General features: G+C 72.4%; 17 protein-coding genes and 1 tRNA gene. 6 read left to right on the plus strand and 12 right to left on the minus strand.

Going from position 1 to position 20,772, the window contains the following annotated elements:
- Positions 1-55: 55 nt before the first annotated feature.
- Complete coding sequence (gene ilvA / locus DEI81_RS14360) at positions 56-1,300, minus strand: threonine ammonia-lyase (protein ID WP_111011419.1); 1,245 nt, start codon at positions 1,298-1,300, stop codon at positions 56-58.
- A gap of 57 nt (positions 1,301-1,357) precedes the next feature.
- Complete coding sequence (locus DEI81_RS14365) at positions 1,358-2,713, minus strand: AI-2E family transporter (protein ID WP_258368764.1); 1,356 nt, start codon at positions 2,711-2,713, stop codon at positions 1,358-1,360.
- Between the two features lie 115 nt (positions 2,714-2,828).
- Here DEI81_RS14365 and DEI81_RS14370 point away from each other — a divergent pair, with 115 nt between their 5' ends.
- The gene (locus DEI81_RS14370; RefSeq protein WP_111011420.1) at positions 2,829-4,088 is read left to right on the plus strand and encodes a winged helix-turn-helix domain-containing protein; all 1,260 of its coding nucleotides are present in this window, start codon (positions 2,829-2,831) and stop codon (positions 4,086-4,088) included.
- 12 nt (positions 4,089-4,100) lie between these two features.
- Here DEI81_RS14370 and DEI81_RS14375 read toward each other — a convergent pair whose 3' ends face one another.
- On the minus strand, positions 4,101-4,682 hold the full coding sequence (locus tag DEI81_RS14375) for a LemA family protein (protein WP_111011421.1): 582 nt from the start codon (positions 4,680-4,682) through the stop codon (positions 4,101-4,103).
- A 279-nt stretch (positions 4,683-4,961) separates the two neighbouring features.
- Here DEI81_RS14375 and DEI81_RS14380 point away from each other — a divergent pair, with 279 nt between their 5' ends.
- On the plus strand, positions 4,962-7,298 hold the full coding sequence (locus DEI81_RS14380; protein WP_111011422.1) for a hypothetical protein: 2,337 nt from the start codon (positions 4,962-4,964) through the stop codon (positions 7,296-7,298).
- Positions 7,299-7,408: 110 nt separating this feature from the next.
- Complete coding sequence (locus DEI81_RS14385) at positions 7,409-9,118, plus strand: class I adenylate-forming enzyme family protein (protein ID WP_111011423.1); 1,710 nt, start codon at positions 7,409-7,411, stop codon at positions 9,116-9,118.
- A gap of 85 nt (positions 9,119-9,203) precedes the next feature.
- Here the strand turns inward: DEI81_RS14385 and DEI81_RS14390 are convergent, their stop codons facing one another.
- The 9 genes from DEI81_RS14390 to DEI81_RS14430 all read right to left on the minus strand — a co-directional run bounded on the left by DEI81_RS14390 (position 9,204) and on the right by DEI81_RS14430 (position 17,957).
- Complete coding sequence (locus tag DEI81_RS14390) at positions 9,204-9,479, minus strand: hypothetical protein (protein ID WP_111011424.1); 276 nt, start codon at positions 9,477-9,479, stop codon at positions 9,204-9,206.
- 370 nt (positions 9,480-9,849) lie between these two features.
- On the minus strand, positions 9,850-10,950 hold the full coding sequence (locus DEI81_RS14395; RefSeq protein ID WP_111011425.1) for an acyltransferase: 1,101 nt from the start codon (positions 10,948-10,950) through the stop codon (positions 9,850-9,852).
- A gap of 53 nt (positions 10,951-11,003) precedes the next feature.
- Positions 11,004-11,076, minus strand: a tRNA-Leu gene (locus DEI81_RS14400).
- A 141-nt stretch (positions 11,077-11,217) separates the two neighbouring features.
- Positions 11,218-12,780 (minus strand): NAD(P)/FAD-dependent oxidoreductase, encoded by a 1,563-nt coding sequence (locus tag DEI81_RS14405; protein ID WP_111011426.1) that lies wholly within the window; start codon positions 12,778-12,780, stop codon positions 11,218-11,220.
- 36 nt (positions 12,781-12,816) lie between these two features.
- Positions 12,817-13,365, minus strand: a complete 549-nt coding sequence (locus tag DEI81_RS14410) for a DUF501 domain-containing protein (RefSeq protein WP_111011427.1) — start codon at positions 13,363-13,365, stop codon at positions 12,817-12,819.
- Positions 13,366-13,493: 128 nt separating this feature from the next.
- Complete coding sequence (locus DEI81_RS14415; RefSeq protein WP_111011428.1) at positions 13,494-14,069, minus strand: septum formation initiator family protein; 576 nt, start codon at positions 14,067-14,069, stop codon at positions 13,494-13,496.
- 268 nt (positions 14,070-14,337) lie between these two features.
- Complete coding sequence (gene eno, locus DEI81_RS14420) at positions 14,338-15,621, minus strand: phosphopyruvate hydratase (RefSeq protein ID WP_111011429.1); 1,284 nt, start codon at positions 15,619-15,621, stop codon at positions 14,338-14,340.
- Between the two features lie 64 nt (positions 15,622-15,685).
- Complete coding sequence (gene hisS, locus DEI81_RS14425) at positions 15,686-16,933, minus strand: histidine--tRNA ligase (RefSeq protein ID WP_111011430.1); 1,248 nt, start codon at positions 16,931-16,933, stop codon at positions 15,686-15,688.
- A gap of 283 nt (positions 16,934-17,216) precedes the next feature.
- The gene (locus tag DEI81_RS14430) at positions 17,217-17,957 is read right to left on the minus strand and encodes a MazG family protein (RefSeq protein WP_111011431.1); all 741 of its coding nucleotides are present in this window, start codon (positions 17,955-17,957) and stop codon (positions 17,217-17,219) included.
- Positions 17,958-18,032: 75 nt separating this feature from the next.
- On the opposite strand from DEI81_RS14430, the gene DEI81_RS14435 reads away from it, so the two are divergent.
- The 3 genes from DEI81_RS14435 (at position 18,033) to nhaA (ending at position 20,668) form a co-directional block, all read left to right on the plus strand.
- Positions 18,033-18,611 carry an RNA polymerase sigma factor gene (locus DEI81_RS14435; RefSeq protein ID WP_111011432.1) on the plus strand — a complete coding sequence of 193 codons (579 nt, stop codon included), beginning with the start codon at positions 18,033-18,035 and terminating at the stop codon, positions 18,609-18,611.
- Entirely contained in the window at positions 18,608-19,393 is a 786-nt protein-coding gene (locus DEI81_RS14440; protein WP_111011433.1) for a hypothetical protein, read from the plus strand. Before DEI81_RS14435 ends, DEI81_RS14440 begins: the two co-directional genes overlap by 4 nt.
- 102 nt (positions 19,394-19,495) lie before the next feature.
- Entirely contained in the window at positions 19,496-20,668 is a 1,173-nt protein-coding gene (nhaA, locus tag DEI81_RS14445; protein WP_111011434.1) for a Na+/H+ antiporter NhaA, read from the plus strand.
- Positions 20,669-20,772: the final 104 nt, after the last annotated feature.

Consider the following 20,772-nt stretch of genomic DNA (forward strand, 5'->3'; position numbering starts at 1 on the left):
ATTGACGACGGTCGGGAGGGGCGGGACCGGTCCGCACCGGCCCTCCCGACCGTCGTCAATGGCGGACGAGTGGACGGAACCCGGCCTCGCGCAGGCGCTCCGTGACCTCGGCCGCGTGCTCGGGCCCCCGGGCCTCGATGCTCAGCTCGAGCGCGACCTCGGTGATCTCGAGCCCCTGCCCGTGCCGCGTGTGCAGGACCTCGACGACGTTCGCACCGGCGTCGGAGATCACCTGCGACACGAGGGCGAGCTGCCCCGGGCGGTCGGGGAGCATGATCCGGATCGCCACGTAGCGCTGCGCCGCGACGAGACCGCGCGTGATCACGCGCTCCATCATGAGCGGGTCGATGTTGCCACCGCTCAGCACCACCACGGTCCTGCCGGAGTCGCGGATGGTCCCGGCCATGATCGCCGCCACACCCACCGCGCCGGCCGGCTCGACGACGAGCTTGGCGCGTTCGAGCAGCACGAGGAGCGCCCGGGCGACGTCGTCGTCGGCGACGGTGACGATCTCGTCGACCAGGTCGCGGACGAGCGGGAAGTTGAGCTCGCCGGGTCGGGCGACCGCGATCCCGTCGGCGATGGTCGGGGTGGTCGTGATGGTGGTCGGCGCACCCGCCTCGATCGACACCGGGTACGAGGCCGTGTTCGCGGACTGGACGCCGACGACCCGGATCGACCGGCCCTGCCGCCGGGCGACGCCCTTGACCGCGAGCGCGACACCGGAGACCAGGCCCCCGCCGCCGATCGGCACCACGACCGTGTCGACGTCCGGCACCTGGTCGACGATCTCGAGGCCGACGGTGCCCTGCCCGGCGATGATGTCCGGGTGGTCGAACGGCGGGATGAACACCGCGCCGGTCCGGGTGGCGAACTCCTGGGCAGCGGCCAGGGCCTCCTCGACGCTGTGGCCGTGGAGGACCGTGTCGGCGCCGTACTGCCGGGTCGCCTGCAGCTTCGGGAGCGCGACGCCGACGGGCATGAAGATCGTCGCCGGCACGCCGAGCTCACGGGCCGCCAGGGCGACCCCCTGCGCGTGGTTGCCGGCGCTCGCGGCGACGACGCCGCGCCGGCGCTCGTCGGCGTCGAGCGCCGCGAGCCGGTTGTACGCACCACGGATCTTGTACGCACCGGTGCGCTGCAGGTTCTCGCACTTGAGGTGCACGGCCGAGCCGAGGATCTCGCCGAGGAACTGCGATGTCTCCATCGGGGTGACGCGCGCCACGCCCTCGACGATCGCCCGTGCGGCCTCGACGTCGTCGAGGGTCGGGACCTGCGGCACGGTGCTGGGGATCGTCACCGGACCATCATCGCGTGTCGGCGCACGTCCCGCGACGGGTCACCGTCGCGGGACGACTCACTCGACGTCGACCGCGGTGCCCTTGTTGGCGGTCGGCTGCTTGTCGCTGCCCGGTGCCGGCACGTCGTCGCCGATCTTGTGCCGGTGCCACCGCGACCGCGGGATGACCGTGGTGCCGTGCTCGGGCTTGGCGTCGCGCACGTGGTCGGAGTCCATGTACTTCCAGCGCCCCTGCGCGACGGTCGTGACCATCGAGTTGAGCACGGCGATGAGCGGCACGGCGAAGAACGCGCCGGCGATGCCGGCCAGACCGGAGAACGCCGTGACGCCGAGCACGACCGCGAGCGGGTGCACCTTGACCGCGTTGCCCATGACGAGCGGCTGGAGGATGTGGCCCTCGATCTGCTGCACGAGCAGGACGACGCCGATGACGAGCAAAGCTGCGACGGGGCCGTTGAAGATGAGCGCGACGAAGACCGCGAGGAAGCCGGTGACGATCGCGCCGACCACCGGCACGAACGCCCCGAGGAACACGAACACGGCGATCGGGATGACGAGCGGCAGCCCGCCGAAGAACAGGCCGACGAACCAGGAGCCGAACCCGATGCCCACCGCGTCGGCGAACGCGACGAAGATCTGCACGCGCACGAAGCTCGAGAGCGTGATCCAGCCGGCGACGCCCGCACCGTCGACCGCCGCGCGGGCCTTGATCGGGAACACCCGAACGGACCAGCGCCAGACGTTCTTGCCGTCGATGAGCAGGAAGATCACCGTGAACAGGATGACGAACAGGCCCTCGGCGACGTGCGTCAGGCTCGATCCGGCGCTCGCGACGCCTGACAGGATCGAACCCGAGTGCGCCTGGAGCCAGTTCGTGCCCTGGTCGAGGTAGCCCGAGATGTCCTTCTGCGTCACGCCGAGGCCCGCGCCCGCGATCAGGTCCTTGATGTTGTCGAACTGCGACAGCGTCTGCTTCTTGAGGGACGGGTAGGACGAGACGATCTGGCTCACGACGAGCCAGAGCAGTGCGGCGACCGCGGCGAGACCGCCGACCAGGCTGATGACGATCGCCGCCCACTTGGGCACGTGGTGCCGCTGCATCCAGTTCGAGATCGGGATGAGGAACGCCGCGATCACGATGCCGACGAGGAACGGGATGAGGATCTCGCTGAACAGCGTCATCAGCCAGATGAAGAGCGCGATCACGCCCACGACGACGAGGATCCGCCAGCTGAAGGCACCGGCGATCTGCATGCCGACGGGGACGTTGTCCTCGACGACCGACGCCGGATGCCGTCGCGACGGGACCGGCTCTCGACCTGTCCGCGCCTGCTCGCGACCCGCGGGGCGCGACAGCGCTGGTGCCGGCCGCGTCGTCCGGGCGTCCGGTTGCTTCTTCTTGCCCCATGCCATTGCGCCAGTGTATGAGCGCGTGCCCGTTCGTGTTCCGATCCCGGAATACGATGCGCGCGTTCCGGACGACCGGGAGGCAGCGGGCACGTCGGAGGCCGCCGGTAGCGTTGCGGGCATGGTCCGGACCGCACTCTCCGCCGCCCAGGCACGACGCGTCGCGCTCGGAGCGCAGGGCATCGGCCGCGCGGTGCCGGAGGGCGCGGTGTCGAGCCGGACCATCCGCGCCCTCGTCGAGCGGCTGGGGCTCCTGCAGATCGACTCCGTGAACGTGTTCGAGCGGAGCCACTACCTCCCCGTCTTCGCCCGCCTCGGTGCGTACGACAAGGCCCTCCTCGACCGCATGACGATGACGAAGGGCGCCGCCCACCTGGAGTACTGGGCGCACGAGGCCGCGTTCATCCCCCGCGCGAGCTGGCCGCTGTTCCGGTGGGCGATGGACACGCGGCGTGCGCGGGACCACGCCGACCCCGACGGCTTCGCGGCCACCCATGCGCCACTCCTCCGGGAACTCCTCGCCGTGCTCCGCGCCGAAGGGCCCCTGCCCGCGAGCGCGGTGGAGCACGAGAGCAACGTACGGCGAGGACCGTGGTGGGGCTGGAGCGACGTCAAGCGGGGGTTCGAGCACCTGTTCCGCTGGGGCGACGTCGTGAGCGCCGGGCGGAGCGGCTTCGAGCGCGTGTACGGCCTGCCGGACCAGGTGCTGCCGGCCGAGGTGCTCGACACGATCCCGGACGAGACCGACGCGGTCCGCACCCTCGTCGAGCGCTCGATCCGGGCCTCCGGCGTCGGGACGCTCGCGGACGTCGCGGACTACCACCGCCTCCGGTCGGACCGGACCCGGTCGGCGCTGCGCGACCTCGAGGACGCCGGGGTCGTCGTGCCCGTCGAGGTCGAGGGCTGGGGCCGCCCGGCGTGGATGCACGCCGACGCCACGGTCCCCCGCCGTGTCGAGGCCGACGCCGTGCTCAGCCCGTTCGACCCCGTCGTCTGGTTCCGGCCCCGCGCCGAGCGCGTCTTCGGGTTCCACTACCGGATCGAGATCTACACACCGGCCCCGAAGCGCGTGTACGGCTACTACGTTTTACCGGTCCTGCAGGACGACCAGGTCGTGGGCCGGGTCGACCTCAAGAGCGACCGCCAGCACGGTGTCCTCCGCGTCCGGACGGCATGGGAGGAACCCGGCCGACACCTCGATCCCGGGCGTCTCGGCGCACTGCTGCTCCGCACCGCGGACTGGCAGGGACTCGACGCCGTGGCGGTCACCGACCGGGGAACAGCGGCAGCGCGGCTCGCGGACGCCCTCGGTGTGCCGCTCGTGCCGCACGAGGCCGCGGACGACGCCGAGGCCGCGGACTCCCCGCCGGACGGCCCCTGACGACCGCACCCGTCAGAACTGCACGCGCGGGGGTTCGGCGATCGCGGCGGGCTCCGCGGTCTCGAAGAACGGTGCCTCGCGGTACCCGCGGTTCCGCGCGACGGCGGAGCCCGGGAACACGCGGATCTTCGTGTTGAGCTCGCGGACGCTGCCGTTGTAGTAGCGGCGCGCCGACTGGATCTTGTCCTCGGTCGCGACGAGTTCCGACTGCAGCTGCAGGAACGCCTGGCTCGACTGCAGCTGCGGGTAGCCCTCGGCGATGGAGAACACGCGCTTGAGTGCCTTCTGCATGTGCCCCTCGGCCTCCGACGCAGCCGTGGCGTCGCCCGCGCTCAGCGTCTCGGCCCGGGCCTGCGTCACGGTCTCGAACAGACCGTTCTCGTGGGTGGCGTACCCCCGGACGGTGTCGACGATCGTCGGGACGAGCTCGGCCCGCCGGTGGAACTGCGTCTCGATCTCACTCCACGCCTGGTCGACCCGGCCCTTCAGGGCCACGAGCGACCGCGACGTGGCCCAGACGGCGATGCCGACGACCACCAGCACGACGACGACCACTCCGACGACGATGAGCGTCGTGACGAGACCGGTGTCCATGGCGAGTACTCCTTCTCCGCGACGGACACGCAGGCACATGTGTCCGTATCGACTATACGGGCGGCACCAGGAGCGCTCGGCCGCCGGGGTACTGGCTCTCGGCTGATTCCCGCGCACCGTTCGGCTGGTTCCCGGGCGCGTGGAGCCTTCGTCACGATTTCGCATCGGCTGGATCCGCCGAGCCGAGCGAGTGGTTGACGTCGGCACGCGGGTGACCTCGAATGGGGGGCAGTGGATCAGGGAACACGAGCGGGCCGGGGGGCCGTCGGGTGGCCGGTCGTGCGTCGACCGCCCGCTCGGCACCGACGCGCCCTGCGGGGGCGACGGGTCGCACTCGTCACCGCGGCGCCGCTCGCCGTCGTCGTGGCCCTGCTCGCCGCGGCGGCTCCCGCACGCGCCGCCTCGCCCGACGCGACGGCACGTGCTCCGATCACCACCACCATGCCCCGGGCCGTGCCGACCCAGCCGGCCGGCGCACAGCAGGCGGCGCCGGCCGCCTCGGCGAGCCCGACCGCTCCGACGCCGGTCGCACCGTCGATCGACGACCAGTCGGCCATCACCACCGGAAGCGGCCGGTTCACGGGCCGCGGGACCCCGGACGACCGCGTGCGCGTCGCCGACCCGAGCACGCCCACGGCGTCGGTCTGCTCGACCACCGTGACCGGCGACGGGACGTGGGCGTGCACCGGACCGGTCCGCTCCGGGCCCCGCCAGGTCTTCACCGTTCTCGACACGACGCACGACGACCTGGCGCCCGACGACGCCGCACCCGTCGACGTCCTGACACCGCCGGTCGTCACGACGACGGGCCCGACGACCGGGGGCGTGACCGGCACGGGGTACCCCGGAGCGCGGGTGACGGTGGACGCCGGGAGCGCCTCCCGAACGGCCACGATCGCCTCCGACGGGTCCTGGTACGTCTCCTGGTCCGCCGGGCCCGACGCCCTGACGACGGGGACCTGGACGATGACGGCGACCCAGGCCGCGGATCCGGCGCTGGGGTTCGCCGCGACCGTGCGCAGCACGTCGTCGTCACCGGTGGCCGTCACCGTCGACCGCACCGCGCCCGTCGCCCCGGTCCTCACGCGTCCCGCGGTCGGCACGCACGTCCGGGCGCAGCCGATCACCGTCGCGGGCACCGGCGAGACCGGCGACACGGTCACGGTGTACGTCGACGGCAATCCGGTGTGCCAGAGCGCGGTCACCGCGACCCGCTGGTCGTGCACCACGGCCGGATCGAGCATCCCGGACGGCACACGCAGCTTCGCGGCGGGGCAGCGCGACGCGGCGGGGAACCTCTCGCCGGTGTCGGCCGGGCGCGCGGTGGTCGTCGGGGGCGCCCTGACCGACGCGCCGAGCGGCGGTCCGACGTCGTCCGGCGGTGACGGGGACGGCACGTCCGGCGCGGCGCCCTCGTCACCGCACGCGACGGGACGGGCCGAACCGGGCCTCCCGGGCGGTTCGGTCCGTGGTGGCCCCGGGTCCGGCGGATCCGGGTCCGGCGCGTCCGGGTCCGGTACGGGCGGGTCCGGTACGGGCGGCGGCCCCGGTGGCGCGACCGGCGACGACGCGAGCGGTACCGGCGGTGGCGGTGCGGGCGCCCGACCCGACGACGGTTGGACGGCGGCGACCGCCTACGACGCACACGTGCCGAGCATCCCGGCGAGCGTCTCGCTGCGGACCCTCGTGCTGGTGCTCGTCGGGGTCGCCGCGTTCCTCGTGCTCGTCGCGGTGCCGCTCACCCTGCTCGCCCGGTCCACCCGCGGCCGGTTCCGGTGGCGTCTCGCACGGTTGACCGGGCGGAACCGCCCCGTCGGCTCGACCGCCGAGGGCACGGGGGCGCTCCCGACGTGGGCCGCGGTGTCCGTGTCGGCCGGTGTCGCCAGCCTGCTGACGCTGTTCGCCACCGGCATCGCCGCGGAGCCGCGCTACGCCCGCCTCGCGATCGCGGTCGTCCTCGGGACCGCCGTGCTCGCGGTCGCCGTGGTGGTCGCCGCACGATGGAGCGCGGGACCGTCCCGCGACGCCGTCGTCGTCCGGGTCTCCCCGGCCCTCGTGGTCGCGGCGCTCGTCGCGTGCCTCCTCACCCGGAGCGCGCACCTCGCACCCGCGGTGCTGCTCGGCGTGCTCATCGTCCCCTCGGTCGGCGTCGGTGGACGCGATCCGCTCCCGCACCGGCACGTCCGACTCCCGCGCAGGGTCGTCGCCCTGGGCACCGACGGGGCGAGCGCGAGGAGCGCGACCGTGCAGACGGGCGCGCTCCTCGCGCTCGCGGCGATCGGCTGGCTCCTGTGCAGCGTCAGCGCCGGAGCGGGGTTCTGGCACCAGTTCCTGTCCGAGTTCGCCACCACCCTCTGCGTCGGCGGCCTCGGGTCGGTCGTGACCACGCTCCTCCCCGTCGCCGGGTCGGCCGGCGCCGCACTGTGGGCGACGTCCCGCGCGCGCTACGCCGCCGTCGCGACCGTCCCCGTGGCGCTCGCGGTGGCCGTGTACTCGGGCTCGACCGGCACGCACCTGTCCCTCGCGACCGTCGGGGTCACCATGGGCGGCTGCGCCGCGGTGGCGCTCGCCGTCTGGACCTGGACCCGCGTCGTCGAGCCCGCCCTGCGCGACTGACGGGAGGCCCGACCGGCCGTCCGCGGATCGACCCGCCCCGGCGGTCCCCCGCGATACGCTGACGGACGGTGCGCCGGAGCCCGCCGACGCGCCGACGAGCTGGAGCGACCATGAGCACCGACACCGACCGCACACCGGACACGACGACGCCGTACGACCCCACCCGCTTCCGCGGGGTGTTCGAGGGGCAGTACACCTACGCCAACGGCTTCGCCCGCAACGTGCACCGGTTCGCCGATCGGCCGGCCCTGCGCGATCCGTCCTCCGGACGCTCCTGGACCTACGCCGAGCTCGGCGACGCCGTCGACCGCGTCGGTGGTTGGCTCGTCCGGAACGGCGTCGGACGCGGTGCCGTCGTCATGGCGGAGCTGTTCAACGGTCCGGAGCTCGCGATCGCGTACCTGGCGTGCCACCGCATCGGCGCCGTGTTCTCGCCCACGAACTTCCGCCTGGCCCCCGCCGAGGTCGCGTACATCATCGACGACTCGGCACCGGTCGTGCTCCTCCACGACGCCGCGCGGACCGGGGACATGACCGACGCGCTCGCCACCGCCACCCACGCTCCCGCGCGGGTCGTGGTGGTCGGGGCCGACGGGACGTCCGCGGACACCGAGTCGTTCGAGACCCTGCTGGCGGCCGAGCCCGTCACGCACCTCGAACTCGCGGAGCGCGACGACGCACGGCCGCGGACCACCTACGACGAGACCACACGCCTGTACACGTCGGGCACGACCGGACGGCCGAAGCCCGTGCCGCTGCCGAGCCTCGTCGAGGTGCTCAGCGCACACGACGTCATCATGCACTTCCCGCTGACGCCGTTCGACAAGACGCTCAACATGTCGCCGCTGTTCCACCGAGGTGGCCTGTACTCCGGCGGCCCCAACCCCGTGTTCTACGTCGGAGCGGAGCTCACCACCCTCCGGCACTTCGACGCGGACGCAGTGCTCGACCTCGTCGAGTCCGAGCGGCTGACGTTCCTCATCGGCGCCCCGACGAACCTCGTCCAGCTCGCCGACGCGCAGGAACGCCACGCCCGGGATCTGTCGTCGCTCCACGGCATCGTCACGATGGGCGCACCGCTCGACCGTGCCGCCGCGCTGCGGTTCCAGGAGCTGCTGACCCCGCGGATCTTCAACGGGTACGGCACCACCGAGACCTTCTGGAACACGTTCCTGCGGCCGGAGGACTTCCCCGACGGCGCTGGTTCCACCGGCCGTGCGTCCACCGACGACGACGTGGCGGTGGTCCAGGTGTACGCCGACCGCCTCGCCGATCCGACGGACACGGTCGCCAAGGACGGCACCGAGATCGGCGAGTTCGCGGTCCGCACCGTCAAGTCGGGCTACTCGTACCGGAACCCGCAGCTCGAGGACGAGAAGTTCTCGGACGGCTGGTTCTACCCGGGCGACCTCGCCACCTGGGACACCCAGGAGCGCGTGACGATCGTCGGGCGCAAGGACGACATGATCATCTCCGGCGGCGAGAACGTCCACCCGGTGCAGGTCGAGGCCGTGCTCGGGGAGCACCCCGGCGTCGCCGACTCGGTCGTCGTGGGCGTGCCCGACGAGCGGTGGGGCGAGGTCGTCACCGCCTACGTCGTCCGCAGGCCCGGCGACGGTCTGCCCGAGGACGACGCGGCAGCGGCAGCCGCGCTCGAGTCGTTCACCGGATCCCACCCCGCGCTCGCCCGCTACAAGCGCCCCCGGCTGTACCGGTTCGTCGACAGCATCCCCTACAACGCGACCGGCAAGAAGGTCCACTACGTCGCCAAGGCGACGGCGGCCGAGGACCACGCGGCCGGGCTGCTCATCGCGCCCTGACCCACTGCCCACGGTCGGGAGGCTCGGGACCGGCTCGCCCCGCGCCTCCCGACCGCACCACTGACGGTGCTGCAGCCCCGAGACCTCAATGGTCGCCGTCGGCGGACCGACGAATCGCCGCGGCGAGCTGTGCCGCACCACCCAGGACGGCGGGGACCCCGACGGTGCAGGCCCACCCGGGGTCACCGGCGGCGATCAACACGACTGCGGCACCGAGTCCGCCGAGCGTCAGGGCCTGCGCACCGAACGCGCCGATGAGAACGGCTGTCGCTTCCGCGGCGCTCAGACGCTCGAGTGCGTCCGCGTCGACCGCCTCACGTCGGAGGTGAGCCTCGACGATCCGCGCCGCAGCGCCGGGCACGACTGTGTCGTACTCGGCGAGTGTCCGCGGGGCAGGAAGCGGGCCGATGAACGATTCGGCTGCCGCCGCTACCTGGAGGCCCCCAACCGCGTCCTGTCGGTCGTCATCCGTGCTCGCCTCGACGGAGTACGCCGAGTGCGTCGCCTCGATCTCACCGCCACTCGCATCGATGTGGCTCGCGCTGCATCCCCGGTGATCCCGACGTACACGCCGTGCCGGAACCCGTTCGCCATCCGGCTCATCGTCGTCCCCCACACCATGGTCCCCTTCCCCGTTCCGTGGCGAACGATCGTTGCACGAGCCGACCGCGGAAACCCAATCGGCGGTATACGAAATGCCGGTGATGTGCGCAATGTCCCGAAGGGCGGCGTCAGCGGTGCGCTGGGACGTCCGCGCGCGGTGTCACGGAGGCACGCGTGCCGGTCAGCCGCGAGGGCGCCGTGAACAGCCAGGGGAACCGGAGCCGCTCGAGGACGATGCCGAGCAGGATCGGACCGACGACGCCCGCGAGCGTGCCGACGACCACGTGGACGACCGGGTCCTGGACGCCGAGGTGCGACAGGACGATCCGGGTGCCCGACGCGAACGTGATGCTCGCGAGGAAGATCTCGAGCGTGCGGCGGCCGACCGCACCGACCCAGGTCAGCCACGACACGGCCGCGAGCAGCCGGGAGACCGCGATCACCGCCACGAGGCCGACCAGGGTCGTGAGCAGACCGAGCGCGACCGCCACCACCCCGTGGTGGTCGCCCGCACTCGGGGTCGGCGTGCCCTCGGACGTGCCGAACACCAGGGCGACGAAGGCGACGGTCCCGACGAGCGCGACGACACCCACCACGGGGATCCGCACGCGCGCGATGAACTCGATCACGCGGCGCGCGCCGATGCACACGCCGAGGAAGAAGAACACCCAGATCCCGAGGCCCTGGACGAGGGCGACCCCCAGGTCAGTGCCCCAGCCCGCGATGCTCACGACGAGCGCCCCCACGATGCTGGCGATCATGACGGAACGGGACCGCCACGGGCGGACGAGCGCGGCCACCGTCGACACGGCCACGAGCCACGGCAGGAACCAGAGCTGCCCGTCCGGGTGCAGCAGGTCGAGTGTGCTCGTGATGCTCGTGGGCGAGTTCACGAGGGCGCCGGCAGCCAGTTTCACCACGCCCTGCACGAGCGACCACACGACGTAGACGTAGATGAACAGCACGTCGCGGCTGCGGAGGTACCGGCCGACGCCGTCACGATCGACGGCGCGAGCGACGAACAGGCCGCTGATGAACGCGAACACCGTGAGGTGCACGCTGTACAGGAGTCGGTCGGTGTCGATGTAGCCGGCGGCATGGCGGTCGATGATGTGCGCGGACGCCAGTCCGCGCAGGACGTGGCCGAGCACGATCATGATGATCGCGATGCCACGGGCGATGTCGAGGGTCGCGTCTCGGGTCGACGCGGTTCGGGTTCGGGTCGTCACGATCCGCAGCCTAGGGGGTGACGGGCCGTCGCGGGGGCGCCGGCGGTGTTCGGTGCCCCCGGAGGGATTCGAACCCTCAACTCGGCGATTTTAAGTCGCATGCCTCTGCCGTTGGGCCACGGGGGCGGCGCGGGCCAGCCGCGCACCGAGCGTTGCTCGGGAACGCGTTCCAGCCTAGATCGTCGGCACCCCGGACGTGGACGAGGCGGTCACCCCGTGGGGTGACCGCCTCGATCGTGGTCGATCCGCTGGCGCGGACGGAGTCGGCTACTCCGCCTTCGCGCTGACCGGCGCCGACTCCGCGGCCGGCTCGGCGACGGGCTGGGCCGCGGCAGCGGCGTCGGCCTTCGGCGCAGCGGCCTTCTTGGCGGCCGGCTTGCGCGTGGTCGTCTTCGCGGCGGGCGCGGCGTCGTCCTTCTTGACGTCCTTCGAGACGTCGTCGGCGGGGGTCGCGTAGACCGGGCCCGACGCACCCTCGGGCGTACCGGCCTCGGGCATCGGGGGCTTCGGGCGCGACGCGAACGTCTCGAACGCGGCACGCGGGGTCTCGCGGTCGTCGAGCGAGACGATGTCGCGGCCGAACATCGTGCCGGTGAGCCAGTCGCCGACCACGCGGACCTTGCGCTCCCACGACGGCATGGCCAGGCCGTGGTACCCGCGGTGCGCGCCCCAGGCGAGGAAGCCCTTCATCGCGAACTTGCCCGACTGGAACACACCGATGCCGAGGCCGAGGCCCGCCACCGCGCCGAGGTTCTCGTGCTTGTAGTCCTTCGGCTCCTCACCGCGGATGACCGCGACGAGGTTCTTCGCCAGCTGCTTGGCCTGGCGGACCGCGTGCTGGGCGTTCGGCACGCACATGCCGCCCACACCGCCGCCCGTGAGGTCCGGCACCGCCGCGACGTCACCGCAGGCCCAGGCGTCCGCGACGATCCCGTTGTCGTCCACGACACGGAGGTCCGGCTGCACACGGATGCGTCCACGCGGCTCGAGCGGGAGGTCGGTGCCCTTGACCATCGGGTTCGCCATGACACCCGCGGTCCAGATGATGAGGTCGGACTCGACGGTCTGGATCTCGCCCTCGTTCGGCTTGAACTGGCAGACGCCGCCGACCGCCGAGGCGAGCTGCGTGTCGAGGTGGACCTCAGCGCCGCGCTCGGCGAGGTTCTTGAGCACCCAGTGGCTGGTCTCGAGGGAGACCTCGGGCATGATGCGCCCCATCGCCTCGACCAGGTGGAAGTGGGTCTCGTCGAACGAGATGGTCGGGTAGTTCCGGAGCAGGTTCGTGGCGAACGACCGCAGCTCGGCGAAGATCTCGATGCCGGCGAAGCCACCGCCGACGACCACGACGGTGAGGAGACGCTCGCGCTCCGGGCCGGCGGGCAGGTTCGCGGCCTTCGCGAAGTTCGTGAGGATCTTGTCGCGGATCGCGGCGGCTTCCTCGATGGTCTTGAGGCCGATGGCCTCCTCGGCGACGCCGGCGATCGGGAACGTGCGCGAGACGGCACCGGCGGTCATGACGAGCGTGTCGTAGGTCTCCTCCCACGGCTCGCCGACCTGCGGCGTGATCGTCGCGGTCTTCGTGGCGTGGTCGACCTTGGTGACCTTGGCCGTGACGACACGGGTCTTGCCGAGGTGCCGACGGTGCGCGACCACCGCGTGCCGCGGCTCGATCGACCCGGCCGCGACCTCCGGCAGGAACGGCTGGTAGGTCATGTAGGGCAGCGGGTCCACCATCGTGACCTCGGCCTCGCCCGGGCGGAGCGCCTTCTCGAGCTTCCATGCTGTGTAGAAGCCGGCGTAGCCGCCGCCGACGATGAGGATCTTGGGCACGAGTGATGTCTCCTTGGATGGGGGTTTGCCGAGAGTTTACTCTCTGCCTCCGCCCACCCCGACTCCGCCGTCGTCCACCCCATCGTACGTCACGCAGGCGCACCGCTCGGGGCTCCAGGCCGCCCGTTCGAGCGCGAGGTCGCCGATCGGGTTCACGCCCGGCCCCGCGGCGAGGGCGTGCCCCACGAGCGCGTGCAGGCACTTCACCCGGTTCGGCATGCCGCCCGCGGTGACCCCCGCGATCTCCGCGACGACCTCGATCGACTCGCGGTCCGCCAGGTACGCCTCGTGCGCGGCACCGTACGCGTCGGCCACGGACTGCTCCTCGAGGAGGGCCGCGAGCTCCGGCATCGCACCCGTCGCCTCGAGCGTCGACACCGCGGCCGTCGCCGCGGGGTGCGTCAGGTAGTACAGGGTCGGGAAGGGCGTGCCGTTCGACAACCGGGGCTGCGTCGCCACGACCGTCGGCGCACCGCACACGCAGCGCGCCGGGATGCCGATGACGTCACGCGCGGGACGCCCGAGCTGGGCCGAGACGACGGCGACGTCACGGGCGGTGGGCGGATCGAACGGAGGAGTTGCCACGGGACGGTGATCCTACCCGGTGCACGATCCGTCCTCGGGCCGTCCGGCGCTGGGTACCCGCAGGTCGGCGCGCGATGCCCGCGCGATCAGCGATCAGCGATCAGCGATCAGCGATCAGCGATCAGCGATCAGCGCCCGGCGCCCGTGCCCGCGGTCGCACCCGTGGTCGGCGTCCCACTGCCCGAGACGTCCGGGGCGACGAGCTCGGACGTCGTCTTCTCGGTCAGCCCGGACTCGAGCACCGACGACAACATCGCCTGCACCCAGTCGACCTTCGGCGTCTGGAGCTTCGAGCTCACGGGGGTGCCCGAGTCGGTCGTCACGGCACTGGTCGAGCCCGACGAGGACCCGCTCCCCGCGCCCATGACGAGGTAGCTCGTCTCGCCCGGGTACACGTACAGCAGGCGGTCGCGCGCCTGGGCCTCGATGTAGGCGGGGTCGTCCCACCGCGCCACGTCCCGCTTCTTCGTCGCGACGTCCGCACGCTGCGCGGCGACCTGCTGCTCCTTCTGCGCGATCTCCTGCTGCTGCTGGATCAGCGTCCGCAGCGACGGCGCGAGCACCACGACGAACAGCACGACGATGCCGAGCATGAGGACGCTGAAGCCCGAGAACCGGATGTTCCGGAACCAGGCGCCGGACGGACTCGTGGCGGCGGGCATCGCTATCGGCACGCGACGGACGCGGGGCTTCGTCGAGGGCATGGAGCGACGATAACCCGGGCGCCGGTCCGGTCCGGGCAGCGGCACGGTCCGGACAGCGGCACGGTCCGGACCCGTCCCCCATCCCACGCGCAACCGACCACCGAGGACGCCGGGCACTGCCTCCCGCGCCCGTGCTCACACCGGTGATTCCACTGACGCGTCGTCCACCAGCCGACACACGGAACGGCCCCTGGGCCTCCCGGTCGGGAGGCCCAGGGGCCGGAGCGGCATCCGCTGGTCCGACGGTCCGGACCAGCGGGTGCTCAGCTCACAGGTGGGCGCTGCGCGGGAACGAGCTGCGGCCGGCGTACACGGCGGCGTCGCCCAGCTCCTCCTCGATCCGGAGGAGCTGGTTGTACTTGGCGACGCGGTCCGAGCGGGCCGGCGCACCGGTCTTGATCTGGCCGCCGTCCACCGCGACCGCGATGTCGGCGATCGTCGTGTCCTCGGTCTCGCCCGAGCGGTGGGACAGGATCGCGGTCATGCCGCTGCGCTGTGCGAGCGCGACGGCGTCGAGGGTCTCGGTCAGGGTGCCGATCTGGTTCACCTTGACGAGGATCGAGTTCGCCGCCCGCTCCTGGATCCCCTTGGCGAGGCGCTTCGGGTTCGTCACGAAGAGGTCGTCACCGACGATCTGCACCTTCGACCCGAGCTCGGCGGTGAAGTGCGTCCAGCCCTCCCAGTCGTCCTCGGCGAGCGGGTCCTCGATGGTGACGAGGGGGTAGTTGCCGACGAGGTCCACGAAGTACTGCGTGAACTCCTCGCTCGAGAGCTGCCCGCCCTCGAACGCGTACGTGCCGTCGGCGTAGAACTCCGTCGAGGCGACGTCGAGGCCGAGCGCGATGTCCTTGCCGGGGGTGAACCCGGCCTTCTCGATCGCGGCGACGAGGAAGTCGAGCGCGGCGCGGTTCGAGGCGAGCTCCGGGGCGAACCCGCCCTCGTCGCCGAGGCCGGTGGCGAGCCCCTGCTTCTTCAGCTCGCCCTTGAGCGCGTGGTAGGTCTCGACGCCCCACCGGAGGGCCTCGGAGAAGGACGACGCGCCGTAGGGCACGAGGAAGAACTCCTGGATGTCGACGTTCGTGTCGGCGTGGGCGCCGCCGTTGACGACGTTCATGAGCGGCACGGGCAGGGTGTGCGCGTTCGGGCCGCCGAGGTAGCGGAACAGGGGCAGGTCGGCGGAGTCCGCCGCGGCGCGGGCGACCGCGAGCGAGGCGCCGAGGATCGCGTTCGCGCCGAGGCGGGACTTGTTCTCGGTACCGTCGAGCTCGATGAGCGCCGCGTCCACGAGACGCTGGTCGGTGGCGTCGAAGCCCTCGAGCGCCGGGCCGATCTCGTCGAGGACACCCTCGACGGCCTTGAGCACGCCCTTGCCGCCGTAGCGTCCGGCGTCGCCGTCACGCAGCTCGTAGGCCTCGAACGCGCCGGTCGAGGCGCCGGACGGGACCAGGGCGCGCGAGACCACGCCGTCGTCGAGGAGCACCTCGACCTCGACGGTCGGGTTGCCTCGGGAATCGAGGACTTCGCGTGCTCCAACGGCATCGATCACGGCCACGGGGTACTCCTAACAAGCGGTAGTGGTGGTTGGACGAATCCGGGACCGATCCTAGCGAGCGGGGTCACTCGAGCGGTCGGAAGGCGAGGTCCTCGAGGGTGCTGTCGGTGTCCACCGTCGCGAAGGCGGTGAACCCCGCGGCGGCGAGCCCGGCCAACAGGTTCTTCATGTTCTTGGTCCGGCGTTCGAGGCGCACCCGGGCGTGGCCGGCCAGGACGTCCTGCTTGAGCGCGGCGAGGCGGGCGGGCGGGACGTCGCGGTCGTGGACGAGCACGACGGCGTCGGCGGTGGCGTCCTCGGGCAGCGTCACGAGGTCGACGAGGCGCTCGAACCCGAGCGAGAACCCGACCGCGGGGACGTCCTGGCCGAGGAAGCGCCCGATCATGCCGTCGTACCGCCCACCACCGCCGAGGCTGTACCCGAAGTCGGGGTGCGCGACCTCGAAGATGGTGCCCGTGTAGTACCCCATGCCCCGGACGAGCGTCGGATCGAACTGCAGTCGCACGCCGGGCAGGGCCGCACGCAGGGCCTGCAGGTCCCCGAACGCCTCGGCGTCGAGCCAGTCGGCGCCCACGACGCTGTCCCAGTCGGCCGTCGCGAGGTCGCGCAGCACGGCCTCGAGCTCGGAGGCGTCGTGTCCGGCCAGCCCCGGCAGTGCCACGAGTTCGCGCGCGACGCCGTCGGGGCCGATCTTGTCGAGCTTGTCGACGACGACGAGGGCGGCGTCGGCATCGGGCCCGTCGACGCCCCACGAGCCGAGCAGCGCCACGAGGATCCGCCGGTCGTTGACGCGGATGGTGGTCCCGGTGATGCCGAGGGCGTCCACGGCGTCGGTCGTCGCGCGGATGAGTTCGATCTCGGCGAGCGGCCCGGCCTCACCGAGGATGTCGATGTCGCACTGCACGAACTGCCGGTAGCGGCCTTTCTGCGGACGCTCCGCGCGCCAGACGGGCGCGATCTGCACGGACCGGAACACCGTCGGCAACTCGGAACGGTGGCTCGCGTAGAACCGGGCGAGCGGGACCGTGAGGTCGAACCGGAGTCCGAGGTCGGCCAGGTCGAGCGGCGCCTCGGCGACGCGGAGGTCCTCGACGGTGAGCCCCCGACGCATCACGGCGAAGGCCAGCTTCTCGTTGTCGCCGCCGAGGCCCGCGTGCAGCCGCGAGGCGTCCTCGACGACGGGGGTCTCGATCTCGTCGAAGCCGTGGCGCGTGTACACGCCACGGATCACGCCGAGCACGTGGTCACGGCGCGCCTTCTCGGCTGGGAGGAAGTCCCGCATCCCGCGGGGAGCCGTCACGACAGTCGCCATGGCCCCATCTTCCCAGAGCGCTTGCCGCCGCGCCGTCGGCGATGATATGCTGTATTCCAGTCGATCACCGCTCCACTGATCCATCACGGTGGTCGATCGTCCGCCCGCGTGGCGGGCCGCGGGGGGCCAGTGCTGCGGACTCCCGCGTCCGGCGTGGCGGCTGCGTGCCGCGGTCGCCGCGCGGAGGGCGCCCTCCTTTTCGGGTTGGGAGGGCGCCCTCACCTCGTCGTGTCGCCATGCGTCCGACGCCCGGCCCCAGGTCGCGCTCGGAGCCCCGCTGCATTCAGCGCGACCGCTCGCGCTCCGTCGCGCGGCCAGCCGCCTCGAGCGCGACGACCGCAGCGCGGAGGCTCGCCACCGGATCGACCCCGTCCGCCCGGGCCGCCGCGATCCGGTCGAGGAGCTCACCGCCCCACGCGGGGTCGACGGCACCGTGACCGTCCGCGCCGTCGGTCACCCCGGGCGTACGGTCCTGCCGAGCGGCGTCCGCGACGGCCTGCGCGAGGGGCACGGAACCGAGGCCGTGCTCGTCGATCCGCTCGAGGAGCTTCACGGACCGCTCGAGTGGGGGCATCGCCCGGGGCACGCCGTCGAACACGCTCGTGCGCGCTGCCTTCTCGGCCGACTTCGCCGCGCGCCACACCCGAACCACGTCGGCGAACGTCTCCGCGTGCTCGGCGCCGAACACGTGCGGATGGCGGCGGACCATCTTCTCGCGAGCGTGCTCGGCGACGTCGGCGAGCGTGAACGCGCCGCGACGCTCGGCGATCCCCGCGTGGAGCACGACCTGGTACAGCACGTCGCCGAGCTCCTCGCGGATCTCGACGTCGTCGTCCACGTCGATCGCGTCGACGAGCTCGTACGACTCCTCGACCGCGTACGCCGCCAGGCTCCGGTGGGTCTGCGCTCGGTTCCACACGCAGCCGTCGTCCGGCGCGAGCAAGCGATCGACCACCGCGGCGAGGGCCTCGACGACCGCGGCTCGGTCGGCGGGGTCGGCCTGGTCATCCTGATGCGGGGTCATGCTCCATCGTCGCACCTCGCGTGTGGACGTCGAGCGAACGTGTAACGCCAGCGGGGCGGCCGGACACTACTCAGTGTGGAGGACGAACCGGACGACGGCCCGCTCTGGGTCCTGGCGCAGCGCAACGATGGCGCCGCCTTCGCTGCGCTGTTCGATCGGCACCGTCCGCGTGTCTACCGACGGGCCACAAGCCTGCTCCAGACGCCGCACGACGCCGAGGACGTCACCGCCGCAGCGTTCTACGAACTCTGGCGGAAGCGGAGGACCGTCGTCCTGGTTGCGGGCTCCGTCGTGCCGTGGCTGCTGGTCACGACCGTCAACCTCGCGCGGAACCATCGTCGGGCGACCGCCCGGTACCGCCGGTTGCTCGACGAGCTCCCGCGGGACGACGACACGACGCCAGCGGTCGACGCGGAGGACCTCGAGGTCCGCGATCGCTTGCGCGCCTCCGTTCGCGCGCTCTCCCCGGTCGATGCAGCGCTCTTGGTCCTGACGAGCCTCGAGGGCATGCCGGTGTGGGAGGCGGCACAAGCGGTGGGCCTCAATCCGCCCGCCGCACGCGTCCGCCTCCACCGCATGCGCCGACGCCTCCGCGACGACCTGCACGACCTCGACCCGTCCATCCGAACCGCACCGGAAGGCACCAACCCATGAGCATCGACATGCAGCCCCAGACCGCCCTCGCCATCCGAGCCGAGCTCGCTGCCATCGGGACGCGGGCCAGCGGCCTCCAACGCCGCCAGCGCCGAGCACGCGTCACGGCTGCCCTCGTCGGCGTCGCGGCGGTCGGTCTGACCACCAGTGCGGCAGCACTCGTGGCGTCTGGTGTGCCCGGGTCCACGACGACCGCCGCGATCGGGGCCGCCACCACGGCGACGCACACCGGGCCGGCCCTGGTCGACATCGGGAAGGCGCCCGACAGGGCGGGCGCGGTGATCGTCGACATCACCTGCCTCAACCACGTCGGGATGGTGAAGGTGTCGACGGTCGACGGCGGCGGCGCCGGGTACAGCTGTCGCGACGGCGGCAGCATGCACGTCACGGATGGCCGAACACCAGCGGAGGGTCGGTCCCGGTTCAGCATCGAGGCCTCGCCGGGCACGCGGTGGCGGGCGGTCCTGCGGTACGCCAGCTCGGTCACGAGCGTGTGGGGCCTGAATGCCGAGGGACAGACGTACGGCGTCGAGAACAAGCACGGACACCCCGACCTCGTCCCGGCGACGGCGGACAACGGCCGCGAGGGCTGGGTGTTCTGGAACGACGTCGACCTGGCCGAGGAGACCGCGACGGTCGATGTGTACGAGTCCGACGGTGAAACGGTCATCGGGCACACCACGGTCATCGTGGGACTCCCGGGGGTACCGCTCGACCAGCGGTACATCGACGACCTCGACCCCGTCCGGACGGCCTCGCCCTCCCCCCACGGCACCAGGTGAACGCAGCCCCGACCACGCCGCCGTCGCCTGGTAGCGTCGGCGTGGCGTGTCGGGAAGTCTGGTCGACGGACCATCGACCGACCCCAACGAGACGGAGTCACCGTGCCCGCCATCGTCCGCTCCGAGCGCTTCAGCGCCGTCGCCCTGCTCACCGCCGCGGTCCTCGGACTCGCCGCCGCGAACTCCCCCCTCGGGCCACGACTCGAGCACCTGCTGGCGCTCCACACACCCTGGTCCGCGGTCGGACTCGACCTGTCGATCGCACACTGGGTCAGCGACGGGCTGCTCGTCGCGTTCTTCCTGCTCATCGCGATCGAGCTCAAGCACGAGCTGACGATCGGGCAGCTGTCGGATCCCCGGACCGCGATCGTGCCCGCGATCGCCGCCGTCGGGGGTGTCGTCGTGCCGGCGGTGCTCTACCTGGCGGTCACGCAGGACACCGGGCTCGAACACGGCTGGCCGATCCCCACCGCGACCGACATCGCGTTCGCGCTCGGGATCCTCGCGATCTTCGGCCGCGGGCTGCCGTCACGCCTCCGGGTGTTCCTCCTGGCGCTCGCGGTGCTCGACGACCTCATCGCGATCGTCATCATCGCGGTCGTCTTCGCGCATGGCACCGACCTGGGACTCCTCGGGCTGGCGGTCGTGGCCCTCGCGGCGTTCGCGGTGCTGGCCCGGTCCCTGCGCCGCGTCGGGCGCGCCCGGCCGTGGATCGTGGTCGGCCTCGTCGTGCTCGGCGTCGTCACGTGGTGGCTCGTCCTGCACTCGGGGGTCCACGCGACGATCGCCGGGGTGGCACTCGGGCTGGTGCTCCCCCGGCGCGCCGGGCACACGGTCCGGCACGCTGTCGAACCCTGGTCGAACGGGGTCGTCCTGCCGGTGTTCGCGTTCACCTCGGCCGCGGTCGCCGTGCCCGCGGTGGGGTTCGGTGCGCTGTCGCCGGCGTTCTGGGCGATCGTGCTCGCACTCCCGGTGGGCAAGGTCGTCGGCATCACGCTCTTCGGCGGGGTCGCGACCCATGTGTTCCGGCATCCTGAGCGCCCGACGCTGTCGCTCTCGGCGGTCGCCACCGTCGGCGTCCTCGGCGGGGTCGGGTTCACCGTCTCGCTGCTCATGAACGAACTCGCGTTCGTGCACACGCCGCAGGTCGCGGACCAGGGCACGCTCGCGGTCCTCGTCGGCTCGGGCGTCGCGATGGTGGCGTCGGCCGTCGTCGTCGCGCTCGGGGCACGCCGTGCGCGGTCCGAGCGCGCGGCCGCTCCGGGCGCGCCCTGACCAGAGCACGATCCGGCGGTTCCGCCGCGGGCCGGGCCCGGCGGGAGGCGCGGGGCGGGCCGGCCGGGAGGCGCGGGGCGAGCCCGTACCGTGCCTCCCGACCG

It is taken from the genome of Curtobacterium sp. MCBD17_013, from assembly GCF_003234565.1.
In the GTDB taxonomy this organism is placed as follows: Bacteria; Actinomycetota; Actinomycetes; order Actinomycetales; family Microbacteriaceae; genus Curtobacterium.

Coding starts and splice junctions, on each gene's coding strand:
- DEI81_RS14365 (WP_258368764.1), bottom strand. CDS start 2,713: ATGGCATGGGGCAAGAAGAAGCAACCGGACGCCCGGACGACGCGGCCG.
- DEI81_RS14370 (WP_111011420.1), top strand. CDS start 2,829: ATGGTCCGGACCGCACTCTCCGCCGCCCAGGCACGACGCGTCGCGCTC.
- DEI81_RS14375 (WP_111011421.1), bottom strand. CDS start 4,682: ATGGACACCGGTCTCGTCACGACGCTCATCGTCGTCGGAGTGGTCGTC.
- DEI81_RS14385 (WP_111011423.1), top strand. CDS start 7,409: ATGAGCACCGACACCGACCGCACACCGGACACGACGACGCCGTACGAC.
- DEI81_RS14415 (WP_111011428.1), bottom strand. CDS start 14,069: ATGCCCTCGACGAAGCCCCGCGTCCGTCGCGTGCCGATAGCGATGCCC.
- hisS (WP_111011430.1), bottom strand. CDS start 16,933: ATGGCGACTGTCGTGACGGCTCCCCGCGGGATGCGGGACTTCCTCCCA.
- DEI81_RS14430 (WP_111011431.1), bottom strand. CDS start 17,957: ATGACCCCGCATCAGGATGACCAGGCCGACCCCGCCGACCGAGCCGCG.
- DEI81_RS14440 (WP_111011433.1), top strand. CDS start 18,608: ATGAGCATCGACATGCAGCCCCAGACCGCCCTCGCCATCCGAGCCGAG.